At 57.8% G+C, this 14,159-nt stretch carries 9 protein-coding genes; 7 read left to right on the top strand and 2 right to left on the bottom strand.

What is annotated here, in order from left to right; genetic code table 11:
* The first annotated feature begins 16 nt into the window (after nt 1–16).
* Together U5771_RS13150 and U5771_RS13145 are read left to right on the top strand one after the other, a co-directional pair.
* Nucleotides 17–3,997 carry a DUF4365 domain-containing protein gene (locus U5771_RS13150; protein WP_322024380.1) on the top strand — a complete coding sequence of 1,327 codons (3,981 nt, stop codon included), beginning with the start codon at nt 17–19 and terminating at the stop codon, nt 3,995–3,997.
* Nucleotides 3,998–4,204: 207 nt separating this feature from the next.
* Nucleotides 4,205–4,951: an H-NS family nucleoid-associated regulatory protein gene (locus U5771_RS13145; RefSeq protein ID WP_322024379.1), complete on the top strand. Its 747-nt coding sequence runs from the start codon at nt 4,205–4,207 to the stop codon at nt 4,949–4,951.
* A gap of 273 nt (nt 4,952–5,224) precedes the next feature.
* Here the strand turns inward: U5771_RS13145 and U5771_RS13140 are convergent, their stop codons facing one another.
* A complete protein-coding gene (locus tag U5771_RS13140) occupies nt 5,225–5,545 on the bottom strand; it encodes a hypothetical protein (protein WP_322024378.1) in 321 nt (106 codons plus the stop codon).
* A gap of 537 nt (nt 5,546–6,082) precedes the next feature.
* On the opposite strand from U5771_RS13140, the gene U5771_RS13135 reads away from it, so the two are divergent.
* Genes U5771_RS13135 through U5771_RS13115 form a run of 5 tightly spaced genes read left to right on the top strand, consistent with a single transcriptional unit; the run spans nt 6,083 to nt 13,262 of the window.
* Nucleotides 6,083–8,920 carry a type VI secretion system tip protein VgrG gene (locus tag U5771_RS13135; RefSeq protein ID WP_322024377.1) on the top strand — a complete coding sequence of 946 codons (2,838 nt, stop codon included), beginning with the start codon at nt 6,083–6,085 and terminating at the stop codon, nt 8,918–8,920.
* On the top strand, nt 8,917–10,461 hold the full coding sequence (locus U5771_RS13130; RefSeq protein ID WP_322024376.1) for a hypothetical protein: 1,545 nt from the start codon (nt 8,917–8,919) through the stop codon (nt 10,459–10,461). Before U5771_RS13135 ends, U5771_RS13130 begins: the two co-directional genes overlap by 4 nt.
* 3 nt (nt 10,462–10,464) lie before the next feature.
* Nucleotides 10,465–11,457, top strand: coding sequence for a PoNe immunity protein domain-containing protein (locus U5771_RS13125; RefSeq protein WP_322024375.1), 993 nt, complete (start codon nt 10,465–10,467; stop codon nt 11,455–11,457).
* Between the two features lie 3 nt (nt 11,458–11,460).
* On the top strand, nt 11,461–12,255 hold the full coding sequence (locus tag U5771_RS13120; protein WP_322024374.1) for a PoNe immunity protein domain-containing protein: 795 nt from the start codon (nt 11,461–11,463) through the stop codon (nt 12,253–12,255).
* Nucleotides 12,252–13,262, top strand: coding sequence for a PoNe immunity protein domain-containing protein (locus tag U5771_RS13115; RefSeq protein ID WP_322024373.1), 1,011 nt, complete (start codon nt 12,252–12,254; stop codon nt 13,260–13,262). Before U5771_RS13120 ends, U5771_RS13115 begins: the two co-directional genes overlap by 4 nt.
* A gap of 317 nt (nt 13,263–13,579) precedes the next feature.
* Here U5771_RS13115 and U5771_RS13110 read toward each other — a convergent pair whose 3' ends face one another.
* Nucleotides 13,580–14,113: a hypothetical protein gene (locus U5771_RS13110; RefSeq protein ID WP_322024372.1), complete on the bottom strand. Its 534-nt coding sequence runs from the start codon at nt 14,111–14,113 to the stop codon at nt 13,580–13,582.
* Nucleotides 14,114–14,159 lie beyond the last annotated feature (46 nt).

Raw genomic sequence — 14,159 nt, 5'->3', positions numbered from 1 at the left:
CAATCTGCGAGAAACCATGTCAGACGACGCAGTCCTTCCGAAGGAAAACGACAGCCAACGCATCGGCCATCGTGCGAACAAATGCTTCTCCGCACATCACCCCGACAGTTGGCGCCCTCACTCGCTTGAAGGCACCGACGACGTTGGATTTGACTACCAAGTTCAGCTTGTAGCCGAAGGCAACTACGTTGGTATCTTCCGGGTACAACTAAAGGGAAGTGAATCGCCGACCCTGAACGCAACGAGGGAGTTCTACTCGATATCTCTGAGTAGAAGCACGGTCAACTACTATGCCCGCGTCGCCGACCCGATTCTTCTCGTGTTTTGCGACCTCAGCGTAGACCTCGAGCGCACTACCGCCTGTCCTGCATTTTACGTGTGGATACACGACGAGCTGAAGCGGTTTCGAGAAGAAGGCCGAGATAGCTCCGGAACAGATAGCCTCGTCGTTCGCGTTCCCGTCGGCAACCGCCTAACCGAGGAGGTAGACCTACGCTCGGACCTGGAGACTCACGTCCGCCTTCACAAAGTCGCTGTCGCTATGGATGGGGTAGTCGAGGACAAACTACCGTCAATATCGCCAGACGAGCGCGCCAGCCTGCTGGAGAACGTCTCCACAGGGCTCTCCCAGTACAGTGGCACATTGCTGCAAGTAATGGCAGCACCTGCGACCACGCCTTGGCCGGCGGCCCCCCGCGATTCATTTGCCGGCAAGCTAGATGAGGCAAGCAGGCACCTGTCGACAGGGTCGGTAGACAAGGCCGTGGTCATCTTGGACGACTTGGAACCTAATCTCGAAAAGATGACGTCCCTCGAAAAGGCGGAATATTGGTATTGCCGGGGGGGAGCCCACTCGCGCAGGTCTGAGGAAATCCAAGCTTCTGCGGACTACGCCCGTGCCTGTGAATACTCGGGAGACATGCCACGACATTTGACAGCGTGGGTGGAAGCCGAGCTTGTACTTCGTTTTCGGCCGGGAAAGCCACTCGACCTATCGGACCTGAAAACGCGCTTGCTGGCAGATACCGTCGAAATAAAAACGATGCTGGCCCGCCTCACCGCAACTGAGGGCGACTTTGATAGTGCTTACCGCATATTGAACGTACTGCCTCGCAGTGACGCACTCAAGACTCTCGCCATTGTCGCCGGAATGCAGGGGAAGCACGACGAAGTCGCGAGAATTTGCAATGAAGGTCTGTCGAGCGAACTGCACGACTCACGGAGCGCGCAGCTGTATCACGTACTTCGAGCTCGCGCCAACTTCATGCTGGCGATACATGCGACGCAGGACGCACCCGGAGAATCGGAAATTGTCATTGCATCTGCAACCGGGCCCGCTGACCTCGATGTCGCACAATTGCAGACCGTCTGGGATGATGTGCTGGCAAGCGTGGCGTTGCTCCGACAAGCCGGTTGGCCAAACAACGTCGAAATTCTCGCTGACGTGTGGTGCGCCGCTGCAGTCATGCTTGGGCGCGCGGCGGAAACCCTCGATGCTGCCAAAGAAGCGGCAGCCACCCGGCCGCATTTGCCTATGGTGCAGTGGGCCCTCGAAACATTGGCTATCCAAGTCGAGGATTACGATGTCGCACTAAAGGCGAACGCCCGTCAGCCGGAATCCGCGCCGCGTACGTTTCGAAGAATTGGCGTTTTGCATCAAGCGAAGAGGCATCGCCTTTGTCTCGAAGCGGCGGAGGCCGCTTGCGATGGCTTGCCCATTGACCATGAACTCTATCCCGTCTCACTCGCGCTGGGCATTCTATCGGCAGACGTTCTCTTTTTAGCTGACCGCGCACACGCGCTCGTTGAAATACTAGAAAGCAATCCGGCATGGGGCCCCCACGTAGCCGTCCTCCGGTACTTCCGCGCCACCGGCCGCAACGTCCTTGGAAGGGATGGAGCCCTGGAGCAGTTGATATCCGACTATGAGGTACAAGGCAGGCCTAGAACCATAGCGCTGCAACTCTTTCACGTCCTTGACGCAAGCGAGCAGGACGAGGCGGAAGTTTGCGTCACCGTCGCCGCCCGAATTCAGGAATTCCAACAGCTATCCATTGAAGGGGAAGGCCTTCTCGCCCAGGCCTATGCCACGCTGTCGAGATGGAACGAGCTACTTAACCTAGCCGACAGGGCAACAGCCAAGTTCCCCCACGTTGGTCGCTTCTTTGCCATCCGCGCCCTTGCGCTCGACAAACTAGGTCGGACCCCAGAGGCACTGGCAGAATTGCGCAAGCTGCTAGTTAGCCACTCATCAGACAGGCTGACGGTCGACACATACGTCAACATTGTTACTCGATGCGGGTTCACAGACGAAGCGCTCCAACTCGCGGAGCAGCTTCTCACGGAGGAAGCCGAAACGACACGTCGCATAGATTGCTTGCGACTCCTGTTCAACTTGCTTCATGCAAGAGAACCTGGGAGCTCAAGGGCGGTGGAAGTTGCCTGGGAGATTGGTCGCCTCGTCGACCAGAATGACGAAGAAGCTGAAGGGCAATTCCTTTCGACGTTCCTTGCGGCGACGCTCCGCAACGATGGTGCATCGTCGCCACCGGAACGGATAGCGGAGTTCCAAAATCGGATGACGGCTTTTACCGACCGCTGGCCCGAATCTCGGCTTCTCCGACGCGGAAACTTGCCACAAAATGCCACAGCTGGTGACCTCCAACGCATGCTACGCGAAGTACTGGGAGACTTCGAAGAAAGACGAGCCTGGCAACTGAAGGTCGAGAACGAACTCAGTCGCGGAGAATTGCCGATTCCGTACATCTGGCGCCCGCGAGCCATACTCGTGAATGTTCGCGATGTAGGCGAACTTTGGGAGATTGGAAAGCGCGCGAAAAAGGACGCGCAGCAGTACCATCTGCCAATGGTTGCAGCCCCCTGGTCACCACGCACCCGCCGCGATACGGTATCCGTGGTGCCCATCTTGGACTTCACCGCACTATTTGTCCTCCAAGACCTGGATTTGCTTGATGTCCTCTTTGAGGTGTTCCCTACAGTAGCGGTCAGTCAGGCAACGCTGCTTGAAATGCAGCGGTGCGCCTCTCCAATCATCGGCTCGCTGGCCCGACCACGCTTTGCACGATTGGTTGAAGCCCTGAAGCAAAGATTCGGAAACATTCAGCAACCAGTACATCAGAGCCACATTGAAGATGCCGGTCCCATGGGGCGAATGCTTGCCGATGACGTGCGTGACATCGCACGGTCGGGTAAGTACTGGGTCTACTCCGACGACGCGTTTTTCCGAATCTATGCAACCGACTCGGAAGAGGCTGCTCGCGGCTTTTGCACGCTTGACCTGCTCGCTGTCGCCGACGAGATGGAGTTGCTGACGCCGCAACAAGTAAGCGAAAAAATCGGTCTTCTTTGTTCGTGGAACGTAGGGATTGCTGTTACACCTCGCTATTTGCTCGCGAGCATTCCTCCCACCGCAGGCGAAGCCGCAGATGTCAGCAGTGCAATCGATGCAATCAGAGTCGTAGAGAAATGCGCGGCGATTTTCGAGGGGATTTGGAACATAAGAAAGTCATATCAGGACATCACAGCTCACGCGGCGTCGCTCCTTTCCGACCTCGCGGCCAATAAGGCGAACGACCTCAAAGTAATATCTGCAATAGTCGGCTTATGGCTTGGCAAGGCAAAGCTGCGAACCGATGCTGGAGACTCGACGCCTATTCAGCGGTTGGCGCTGCTAATCGCACTAGCCGCAGGCCAGTCGAGTTCTTCCTCGCAGGATTTCTCGAGGCGACTTTGGTCCGTGTACACCGAAGTCACGGCACTGGAGCATGGTAACCGGATGGATGAACAACGCGAACGAGAAGCAATCCAGACGATGGCCGTATGCTGCGCGAGCCTGGACAGGCTTGGCGAGGGTACAGCGAATAGCAGCCGATATCGCGATGCAATGCTTGTGGGGATGACTCACGGTACTGCCGACTACGAGCGATTTGGCGATGCTTACGCGCACTATTTGATTGCGTCGCAGTCTGCGTCTTAGTACCGTGAACGCGGGGGAGCACCCGAGACCAATATGGGAATCGCTTTGACAGAGAACGGACGCTACTGGGCTCCGCGCGGACAACCCATCCAAACACACGAGCGTGGCTATACGTTGTTCATGGGAGTACCAAACCGCCATTGTTGCTCTGGCGTTGTGGAAAGCGTGTGTGGCATAGTGCGAATATTCTTTTGGAGGGTTGAGGCTATGGCTACGCTACAGAGCATACAAACACGAATCGAAAGGCTACAGGCTCAGGCCGAAGCGTTGGTCGCGAAGAAGTCGACCGAAGTGTTGGAAAAAATCCGTGGGCTGATGGAGAAGCATGGAATTACGACGGCCGACATCGAAGCGCATGTTGGCGGAAAACAGCGTGGCCGGAGAACCGGCATCAAAGCTGCTGCAAAGCCCACCACTTCGGTAGCGAAATACCGCGACCCCAAGACCGGGGCGACGTGGACCGGTCATGGCCGCGCGCCGGGATGGATTGCGAATGCCAAGGACCGGAGTAAGTTTTTGATTGGCGACGTGTCGCCCAAGGTGACCTCCGCCGCCAAGAAGTCCGCAATGGACGGCAGCCATTTGCAGGGCTCGCTACCGCCTCTATACCGTGACCCGAAAACTGGAGCAACGTGGAGTGGTCGAGGCCGCGCGCCGGCTTGGCTTGCGGACGTCAAGGACCGCTCCAAATTCCTGATTGCGAAAGCAGATGTAACCGCCGCAGAGCCGAAGGCAAAAGCGGCAAAAAAGACAGCAGCAGCTAAAAAGGTTTCCAGCAAGAAGGTAGCTGCCAAGAAAGTAGCGGCAAAGAAAGGCACCCCAGTCGCCAAGACGGGGACGGCGAAGAAGCTCGTGGCAAAGAAAGCGAGGAAAATAGCGACCAAGAACGTGGCGGGCGCGGTCGAGCCGGTGCAGGCGGCCGAGGCGTCGGCTACTACACCCGCTACCGCATAAGCGCTGGCCTTCGCAGCGCCCGATAACGTCGAATCGAGCAGCCTCGCAGTTGGCGCTGCTCGAAATTGATTTCGATGCCAGGTTCTGCGCCGGCAACTGTTCTGCACAGTCGGCCACGTGGGACTTGGCGCGGTGGTCTCCCTGAGATTTTGCTCAGTATCGGCTCGATTCTGAGCAGATATCCGTAGGGCTGACTGAACCCCCAAATCAGGTTTGACGACGACCTTACTGAGCACCAGCTACTAAACCATCTGCGGAGTCCATCAAGCAATCTTACAGGTGCTTCGTAACAAACAGCTTGAAGAAAAGAATCGGGTAGCTGATGGGCCAGAAGGCGATGGTTGACAGCTTCGCAGAGGCTACGTTACTGATGGTGTTATACATAGGGTGCCATTCAATCAGTCGTCTCAAAACGACGCGGCTGAGGAATATTCCTTCGACAACGTAACCAATGATACCAATCCACCTCGGGACCTCGTGAACGTTGTGCGTAATGCTGAACAGCAGGAGCAAACCAAAGAAGCATGCGATATAGATGCCAAGAGCCCGAATCAGACTCATCCCGCCTTGGTTGCTGCTTTCCACGTCAGACATTCATTGCCTCCATTTTCAAGTTAGCCGACCTAGGTATCCAGTTATCGGCATCCGCCCTCGCAACTTGAGAGGTACATTGCTCGGATTAGCGCTTGTGAGCCTGCGCGCCATTGACGGGACTGCGGGGTCTTCAATCTGAAGCTCCCTACCGCGCCGGGCGTGGTACTCGGAAACTGAGTCCATTTCGGAAGCGACGACGCTAGTCATCAGCACTGCCTGAGCGGTTCCAGTCTGCACTGTGGGAACTGGAGCGGAAAGCATAGGAACTTCACGGGCCCATCGATAACATCTTCATAGCCCCAATGCTGCGCTTTCTTCCAGGGCTCATCTCATTTATCGTTTACTTTGTAATTCACTCTTGACGGGATAATTTCGAGTCTGGCATTTATAACAGGTGTGTTGTATTAGCAACCTAGCCTTGCATCCTCGTCATCGAACGACGCGATTTGCGATGTTTTACATTGTATGGTAGTCGATTTCGTGCGCATTTTGTAAAATCGCGCGTGCGTAATATTGCGCAGCCATAGAAGAAAGCATATGAGAGGGCCAGACGTAATCACACGCGTCACCGGGGCGATATTTCAGCAGGACCGACTCCTGACGCTGGACACGCCGCTCGGTAGCAACGTGCTTCTGCCACAACGGGCAGTGGGCCAGTCGCGCCTTGGCCGGCATTTCGAGTTTGTGGTTGACGTCGTGTCGACCTCAGATACTGTCGAGCTGAAATCCCTTATTGCACAGCCGGTCACCCTCCGGATTCAGCAGTCGGACGGCTCGCATCTCCCTCGCCATGGCTACGTGCACACCGCGAGGCGGCTCGGAGCGGATGGCGGCTTGGTAAGCTATCAAATAGCTTTCACTTCATGGCTCCACTTTCTGCGATTTCGGAAGGACGCTCGCATCTGGCAAGACCGCAGCTCGGATGAGATTCTGGTGGACGTGTTCAATCAGCATCCGCAGGCACGAGGGGCGTTCCGCTTAGCCTTGAGAAACGAACTCCCGAAGCGCTCTTTCTGTATCCAGTATGAAGATGACTGGACCTTTGTCCACCGTATTATGGAAAGCGAAGGCCTGTTCGGTTGGTTCGAGCAGGCTCCGGACGGCAAGTCTCACACTCTCGTGGTCACCGACGACGCATTCTCGCTGACGTCGCTGTCGCCGGAGCACGTATCGTTTTACAGAGCCGAGACGAACGGCGAGGCAGACGCGCTGGTGCAGTGGAGCGGGACCCGGACATTGCAAAGTTCGTCCCTCACCACCACCACGTACGATTACAAGTCACCGTCGTCTGTGGCGAACTCGAAGGGCACCAGCGTGCCGACGGTCGGCAATCAGGGCGACCTGCCGCAGCAGACCGAAGTGTACGAGTACACGGGGGCGTATACATTTGGCGAGCAGGCGCGTGGCGACCAGCTTTCGCAAGTCCGCGTGGAGGAATGGGAATCGCGCGCGAAGCGCTTCCACGGAGCGGGCGCGTTACGAGGTGCGGACGCCGGGCGATGGTTCCAACTCGCAGACCATCCACAACATGACCTCGATAGCGAGGAGGACCGCCAGTTTCTGATTATCGAGGCAACGTGGTACATCGAGAACAACCTCCCTGTCTCGAATGTCGCCACCGAATTCCCCCATAGCCTGAAACGCGAACTCAACGACGTCCGCGCAGCGTATGCAGGCGACGGCGACGCCTTTCGGGTGCCGCATGGGGACGGCAGCGAAGGATTTTTCCTGGTTCAATTCGAAGCGCAACGACGCGCTGTACCGTTCCGCAGCCCTCTGGAGCACCATAAGCCGGTCATGCATCTGCAGACGGCAACGGTCGTTGGGCCCGAAGGCGAGGAGGTCTACACCGACAACCTGAATCGCATCAAGGTGCGATTCCACTGGGACCGACTGAATGATGGCGAGCGTGCATCATGCTGGGTGCGCGTGGTCCACTCCGATTCTGGTGCTGGCTATGGCGGCGTCCATGTTCCGCGTATCGGAGAAGAAGTCATCGTCTCGTGGCTGGGCGGCGACTGTGACCGTCCGGTAGTGACTGGGCGCGTATACAACGGCGCGACCAAGCCTCAATGGCATTCGAACGGCCTGCTGTCGGGTTTCAGCTCGAAGGAGTATGGCGGTGGAGGCTACAACCAACTGGTGATGGACGACGCGACGGGCCAGAACCGGTTGCAGCTCTTCTCGTCGCAAGGTAGCTCTATGCTGCATCTGGGATACCTGATTGCCCAGGACGGTAACGTTCGCGGCAACTACCTGGGCAGCGGCTTCGACCTTCGCACTGACGCCTACGGCGCCATTCGTGCCAATCGGGGGCTTTTCCTCACGACACATCCTGGTTCGGGCGCGGCGAACCAACAGCTCGAGGTCCAACAGGCCCAGCAGCAACTCGCCGGCGCACACAACCTGGTCGAGTCGCTTTCCGATGTTAGCACTCAGCACCAGGCCGAAAGCCTGAAAGCGGGCCAAGACGCGCTCAAGGCTTTGACGGACGCCACGACCGACAGCGTCCAGGGGCAAGGCCAAGCAAGCAGTGGGCGCACTGCGGGTGGCGGCACTGGCTCGGCCAACGCGTTCAAAACCCCCATTCTCCTGGCTGCCAGCCCGGCGGGCATCGCGCTGTCGACGCAGCAGTCAGTGCACCTGAGCGCGGACGAACAGGTCAACGTGGTCAGCGGCCAGAGCACGCATGTCGCTACCGGCAAGTCGCTCCTCGTGAGCGTAGTGGAGCGCATCAGCCTGTTCGTCCAGAACGCTGGAATGAAGCTCTTCGCTGCGAAGGGCAAGGTGGAAATCCAGGCGCAGTCGGACGACATCGAGGTGACTGCGCAGAAGACGGTGAAGGTCCTTTCTGCCAGCGATAAGGTCGAAGTCGCGGCAAGCCAGGGCATCCTGCTGACCTCCGGTGGAGCATACATCCGCATTCAAGGCGGCAATATCGAGATTCACGCTCCTGGCAAGATAGACATCAAGGGGGCGCAGCATGCGTTCGCCGGCCCCACGAGTACCCCCTACGACCTGCCCGCGCTGCCGAAGGGCGACCTGCACAACAAGCTCGAGCTGAACCTCACGGACGACAGGCTGAAGCCCGTGCCCGGCGCGCCCTACAAGGTCGTCTTCGACAATGGCACAACCCTTACTGGCAAGCTGGATGCAAACGGGCACGCCGTGCTGCGCGACGTGCCCGACGGCACCGCAAAGGCCTTCTTCGGCGAAGATACGCGGCCATTCGTGCGGCAGCCCTTGCCGGCGGCGAAAGCGCTCGAGCAGGACGATGTGCTGAAGGAACTGCAGGCGGCCGGCCATCAGGGCATCACCGAGGAAAACCTCGCCAGTCTGTTTAACCAATTTTCCGGCCGCCCCGACCTCAAATGAACAACACCGACCAGCAAGCCATTGAAGACGCGGTCGAGCAGATTGGTCTGCAGATGGCCGTCAATGCGGTTCCGCTTTTTTATGTCGCGCAGAACATCTACGACACTTCGGAAAGCGTCTTGAACGTGTGGAATGCGCGCAATAGCGCCGACGAGATGACCCGCATCGAAACGGGCATCGACCTCGTGTTCGCGGTCGTGGGCTGGGTGCCCGTGGTCGGGGCCGGGGTCAAGCGGACCTTCCGGCTTGTCAACCACAAGTCCGAAATCTACGGGCCGCTGCTGTTCGATATTCTGCGGCTCGTGCTCCAGCGCGCGCACTGTCCGACCAGTCCCGAAGAACTGGTCGACAAACTCTTTGATGCATCTGGTCTGAAGAAGCTGCTGACCGAGTCTCGCGAACACATCGAGAAGTCCTGGGTATACCGCGAGATGCCGCCGGCGGGACAGGCGACTTTCAGTCAGGCGCTCGGATTCGTCGAAACCAATTTACCTTTCTGGCTGACGCAGTTCGTCGAGCGCAAGCTGATGCACTGGCGGAAGAGGCAACCCAACTCGTCGGCGGAGGGCTCGGTCGCTCTGCGCAAAGAGACCGAGAAACCGGGGAAGGTGGGTGTCGAGTCGGAGCAGGGCCACAACCGGTCGACCTCCGCGCCGTCGACGGGCGTGGTGAATGCCAAACTGGCCGTCACCGACATTACGAATAAACTCACAGGGCTGCTCGGCGAGCACATCGCCGACTATTACTGCTACGAGCACATGAAGTGGGGCTCGGGGTGGACAAAGCATGACCAGGGCGCACTCGGCCGTTGGTCGAAGAAGCCGGATACCACGGTTCCCGGCAAGCTGAACGAAGGAGGGCAGCTCAACAAGCTCTTTGCTCCCAAGGCCCACGGGCAGGGTATCGACGGAGTCTGGCGCGCGACGCCGATGAACAATCACGGGAAGCCCTTTGCGATTGTCGAAGCCAAGTCATCGAGGGTAAGGACGGCGCCAAAGAACAAGGACGACAAGCCGAGCATGGTCTCGAAGCTTGGCGAGGCGACGCGAGTAGTCGACACGGTGCTTCCTCGACCCGAAGAATTGCTGGAGCCGCCCCTCGACGATGACGGCGCCACACCCGCTCCGCCCAAAGCCGGCGGCAAGAAGGGAGGCGGTCGAAAAGGGCCGTCGAAAACTGGGCCGACTCCCTCTTCGGGAACCGAACCCGCTCCTCCAGCCACGGATGGAAAGGCCGATGGGAAGACACGGTCAAAGGGCAAGAAAATTGCGCAAATGACCGACGTGTGGGTGAATCAGAGCCTGGACGCCGCTGTTGGCCCGCCCATGTCGAACACCATTCTCTTGCAGGGCTATGCTCGGCACATTCTCTATGTGCCGTTTTACCTGCCGAGTGCAATTCAGCACGAAGAGGCGCTGCTGACGGGTAAAGAACACGACCACCCGAACCACGAAATTCCCCTACACTACACGGAATTGGAAGTCGCTGAAGCCGCTAAGGAAAAGCAGCGTCGATTGGACGCGAAATATGGAAGGGCGTAAGGAATGGATGATTTTTCGACTCGCAGACGTCAACGGTTCATCAGCGAGCAATACTTCAAATGGCTTTCGGATTTCCTCACTGGCTCCATCGACACGTGGTCAAAAAATTTGCCAGCCAATGGAACGGAAAATTCGAAGCGTGCAATTGCGGCGTCGCGCCGGGCCGATAACCGCTTTGAGCTGCTGCTGCTTCGATACACGGCGGGCGAGCCTATTGCACCGCTGCGCAGTGAGCTTGACCACATACTGGCCGACTACGAGGAGTACGCCAAGTTCCAGAGCCTGGAGTTCGAGAGCCCGAACTGGCCACCCTTTCTTCTCGGAGAACTCAAGGATTATGAGCGCGCGATGCAGCTCATCGGGCTTTGCTACCTGCTGCACAGGCGAGACCTGTTGCCTCGCATCGCCGCATTAGAGGACCCGTCCTATCGGGCCCAAGACACGCTGTATGAAGACCTCCTGGCCTACAGTCTCGAAGGTCGAACCGATGTTGATGACTGGTTCCATGAGTCCTATCGCGATTGTATCAACAGCGTGTACGGGGATTCAGATGAGGAGAGCCTGACCGACCTCAATTCCTACCTCGAGAACTGGTACTCGTCCATGAGTGGCCTCGACTGGCACGATAGCCACCTCGACCTTTCGGAGGAGCGCGGCCTCTATTTCGGCTACTGGGCCATCGAGGCCGCTGCTCTCGTCTACCTGCTCGAGCTGGATGACACGTCACTGCAGGAGCACATCGTTTACCCGAAGGACCTCGTCGAATTTGCGAGGACCTTCAAAGAGCCTTCGAAGTCATCGGAAGTCGCCATGGGGCTCCAGGCGGTGCGAACCGGGCAGACATGCCCAGAAACTGGCATCTGGAAGGCGCAGGGGCACAACGTCCCCGGCGTGCTGGTGCAACAGGGTGAGCGCATGCCCGAGGTCTTCGCACCGGACAAGAGCGGTGCATATCGTCCGCAGTCAGCACTTTGGGAGTTCGAACGCAAGGCTTGAGTAATGGACGAGTTTTCGCACCGACGCCGCCAGCGCTTTATCAGCGAGGCCTACTACGACTTTTGGTCAGGCTACCACCGCGAAGCCCTCGTGCGGTGGTCAACGCAGTTGCCAAAGAATGGCACTGAAGAAGAGAAGCAGGCGCACGCTGCCGCAAGAAGGGCCCAGAGCCGTTTTGAGTTAATGTTGCTGCGGTACACAGCCGGTGAGCCCATTGCGGAGTTGCGTGAGGAGGTCGAGGGAGTTGTCGCCGCCTACGAAGAGTATGCGCAGCGTCAGGCGGCGGTGCACCGCCCCGGTTGGCCGCCGTTGCGATTGAGCGAACTGGAAGACTACGAGAGGACGGTCCAGCTTATCGGGTTAGGTCATCTGCTGCATCGGCGCGACCTGCTGCCACGAATTGCAGCCATGGAAGACCCGTTTTACGAGGGCAAGGACGGACTCTATGAGGACCTGTTGGCCTACGCCATAAAGGGACGCATCGACGTCGACACGTGCATACACGAGTCCTATCTCGACTGCTTGAATAGCATCTACGGTGAGGACGATGACGGGCGCCTTACCGACATGAACGCGTACCTGGACCAGTGGTATGCCTCGATGTCGGACGTGTCATGGCACGACAGTCATCTCAACCTATCGAACGAGTGGGGCCTGCATTTCGGTTACTGGGCTATCGAGGCAGCGGCATTGGCCTACATCCTTGAACTCGACGACACTTTGCTGCGCGAACACATCGTCTATCCCAAGGACCTTGTGGACTTCGCGCGCTCGTTCCAGGAACCCAGCCAGAAATGAGCAATGAATTTGATTCGAAACGACGACAGCATTTCCTGGGCGAGGATTACTTCAAGTGGCTGCTGACCTCGTTGAGCGACAACGTTACGTACTGGTCGGAAAATGTTGCCCCGGCAGGCGAGACCGAGAATGAACGTAAGGCGACGACGTTTCTGTATCTCTCGTCCTATTGCTACCGCCAGTTTTTGCTTATGTATACGGGCGGAGCAGACATTGGGCTACTGCGTCTCGAACTCGAAACGGTTGTCGACGCCTTCGAGCAGTATGCCAAAGCCAAGCGGCTGTTGGAAGAAGATGCTGAGCAGCCGCCGCTCGCATTTAGCGTCATCGGCGACTACGAGAACGTCATGCAGTTGATTGGCTGTTGCTATCTCATGCACCGACGTGACCTGCTGCCCCGCATAGTCGACATGTTCGACCCCGCCTATCGCGGACAAGATACGCTGTACGAGGACCTGTTGTCGTACGAGTTCAAAGGACGCGTCGACGTGGACAGTTGGTTCCATGATGTCCCTTATCGCCCTCTCGTGTTCTCCTTTTATCGAGAGACAAAAGACGAGTGCATCACCGACATCAACGAATACCTTGAGGCCTGGTACCCGGGAATGTCCAACGCACCTTGGCACGATGGTCACCTCGAAGCCAAGAAGGGCGGCAAAGGGGCGTACGTCGGGTATTGGGCAATTGAAGCTGCCGCAGCCGCCTACTTGCTGAAGCTGGATGACAGCGCTTTCCGCGACCACGTGCTGTATCCGAAGGACCTCGCCGATTTCGCACGCAACTTCGAAGCAGAGGAGGCTAACACGCCGGTACATCGGGACAGCGGACCGAAGACGGTGCGTACGGGCCACGTCTGCCCAGAAACCGGCGTATGGAAGGCCGAAGGACATAATGTGCCGGGCGTGATGGTCCGTCAGGGTGAGCGCATGCCGGAAGTGTTCGCTCCGGACCGGTCAGATGCATACCGTTCGCAGCCTGCTCTCTGGGAGTTTGAGCGTAAGGCGTGAGCCTCCGTGTTGTAAGACCTATGCCCCCTGCGCGATAAGCACGAGAGAAACTTTCGACTTCAAACGACGACAGCATTTCCTGAACGAGGCCTACTCCAAGTAGATGTTGGCCTCGCTTAGCGACAACATTACCTATTGGTCGGAAATGTTGCCCTGACGGGCGAGACCGAGGATGGAACGTAACGCGACGACTCAACTGTACCGCTCGTCCGACTGCTAGCCGAATGACAAGAAAATGAGGACAAAGCCACGGGGTCCTGACTGACTCCGATAATGCCACGCTAGTGGCATCGCCGGCGCAGTTCGCCGTGACGAGGCTACGGTACGACATGAACCACTGTCGATGTGGAGTTGGCGTCGATGTCAGGTTGACCGTGTTCGTCGCGCTTGCCGGTGTGAATCTTCATTTCAGCGATAACGGATACCGTATCGCCAGCACGGACGACAACCGTTTGCATATCATCCATTTCCGCGTTTGGCAGGAACTCGTAGCTACCTCCAGCAAGTTGCAGAAGGTCAACGCTCGCGAGCAGTTGCCCTTCGTCTTCATGGAAGACAGTGCCCAGTTTCGCGTCGGGGGCTAGCCTATGAATACGAAGCTGATAAGAGTCGTGGTTGCTAGCGTCCAGCTCGAATGCCGCAGTCCTAGGATTTTTTGATTTCGCGTGGACAACTAGCAGTCGGAGGTCGTTGTGGTACGGGAGTACTTGGGTTTCCAGCGTGATGTTGTCCTGCCAATCGGTAGAACCACCGAGCCAGAAGACCCACAGCGCCCATGCGCCGGCGCACAAGATGGCGATGCAAGAGAGCAGCTTGAGAACAAAGTCAGCGATTTCGACGGCTCGTTTCATGGTCGCTCCTTTCATTCGATGCAACGCAAGCCCTGCGCCGACTGTG

Source organism: Burkholderia sp. BCC1977 (assembly GCF_905339595.1).
Lineage (GTDB): Bacteria > Pseudomonadota > Gammaproteobacteria > Burkholderiales > Burkholderiaceae > Burkholderia.
The sequence above is the reverse complement of the archived record's forward strand: the minus strand, read 5'-3'. Positions and strand labels throughout refer to the sequence as shown.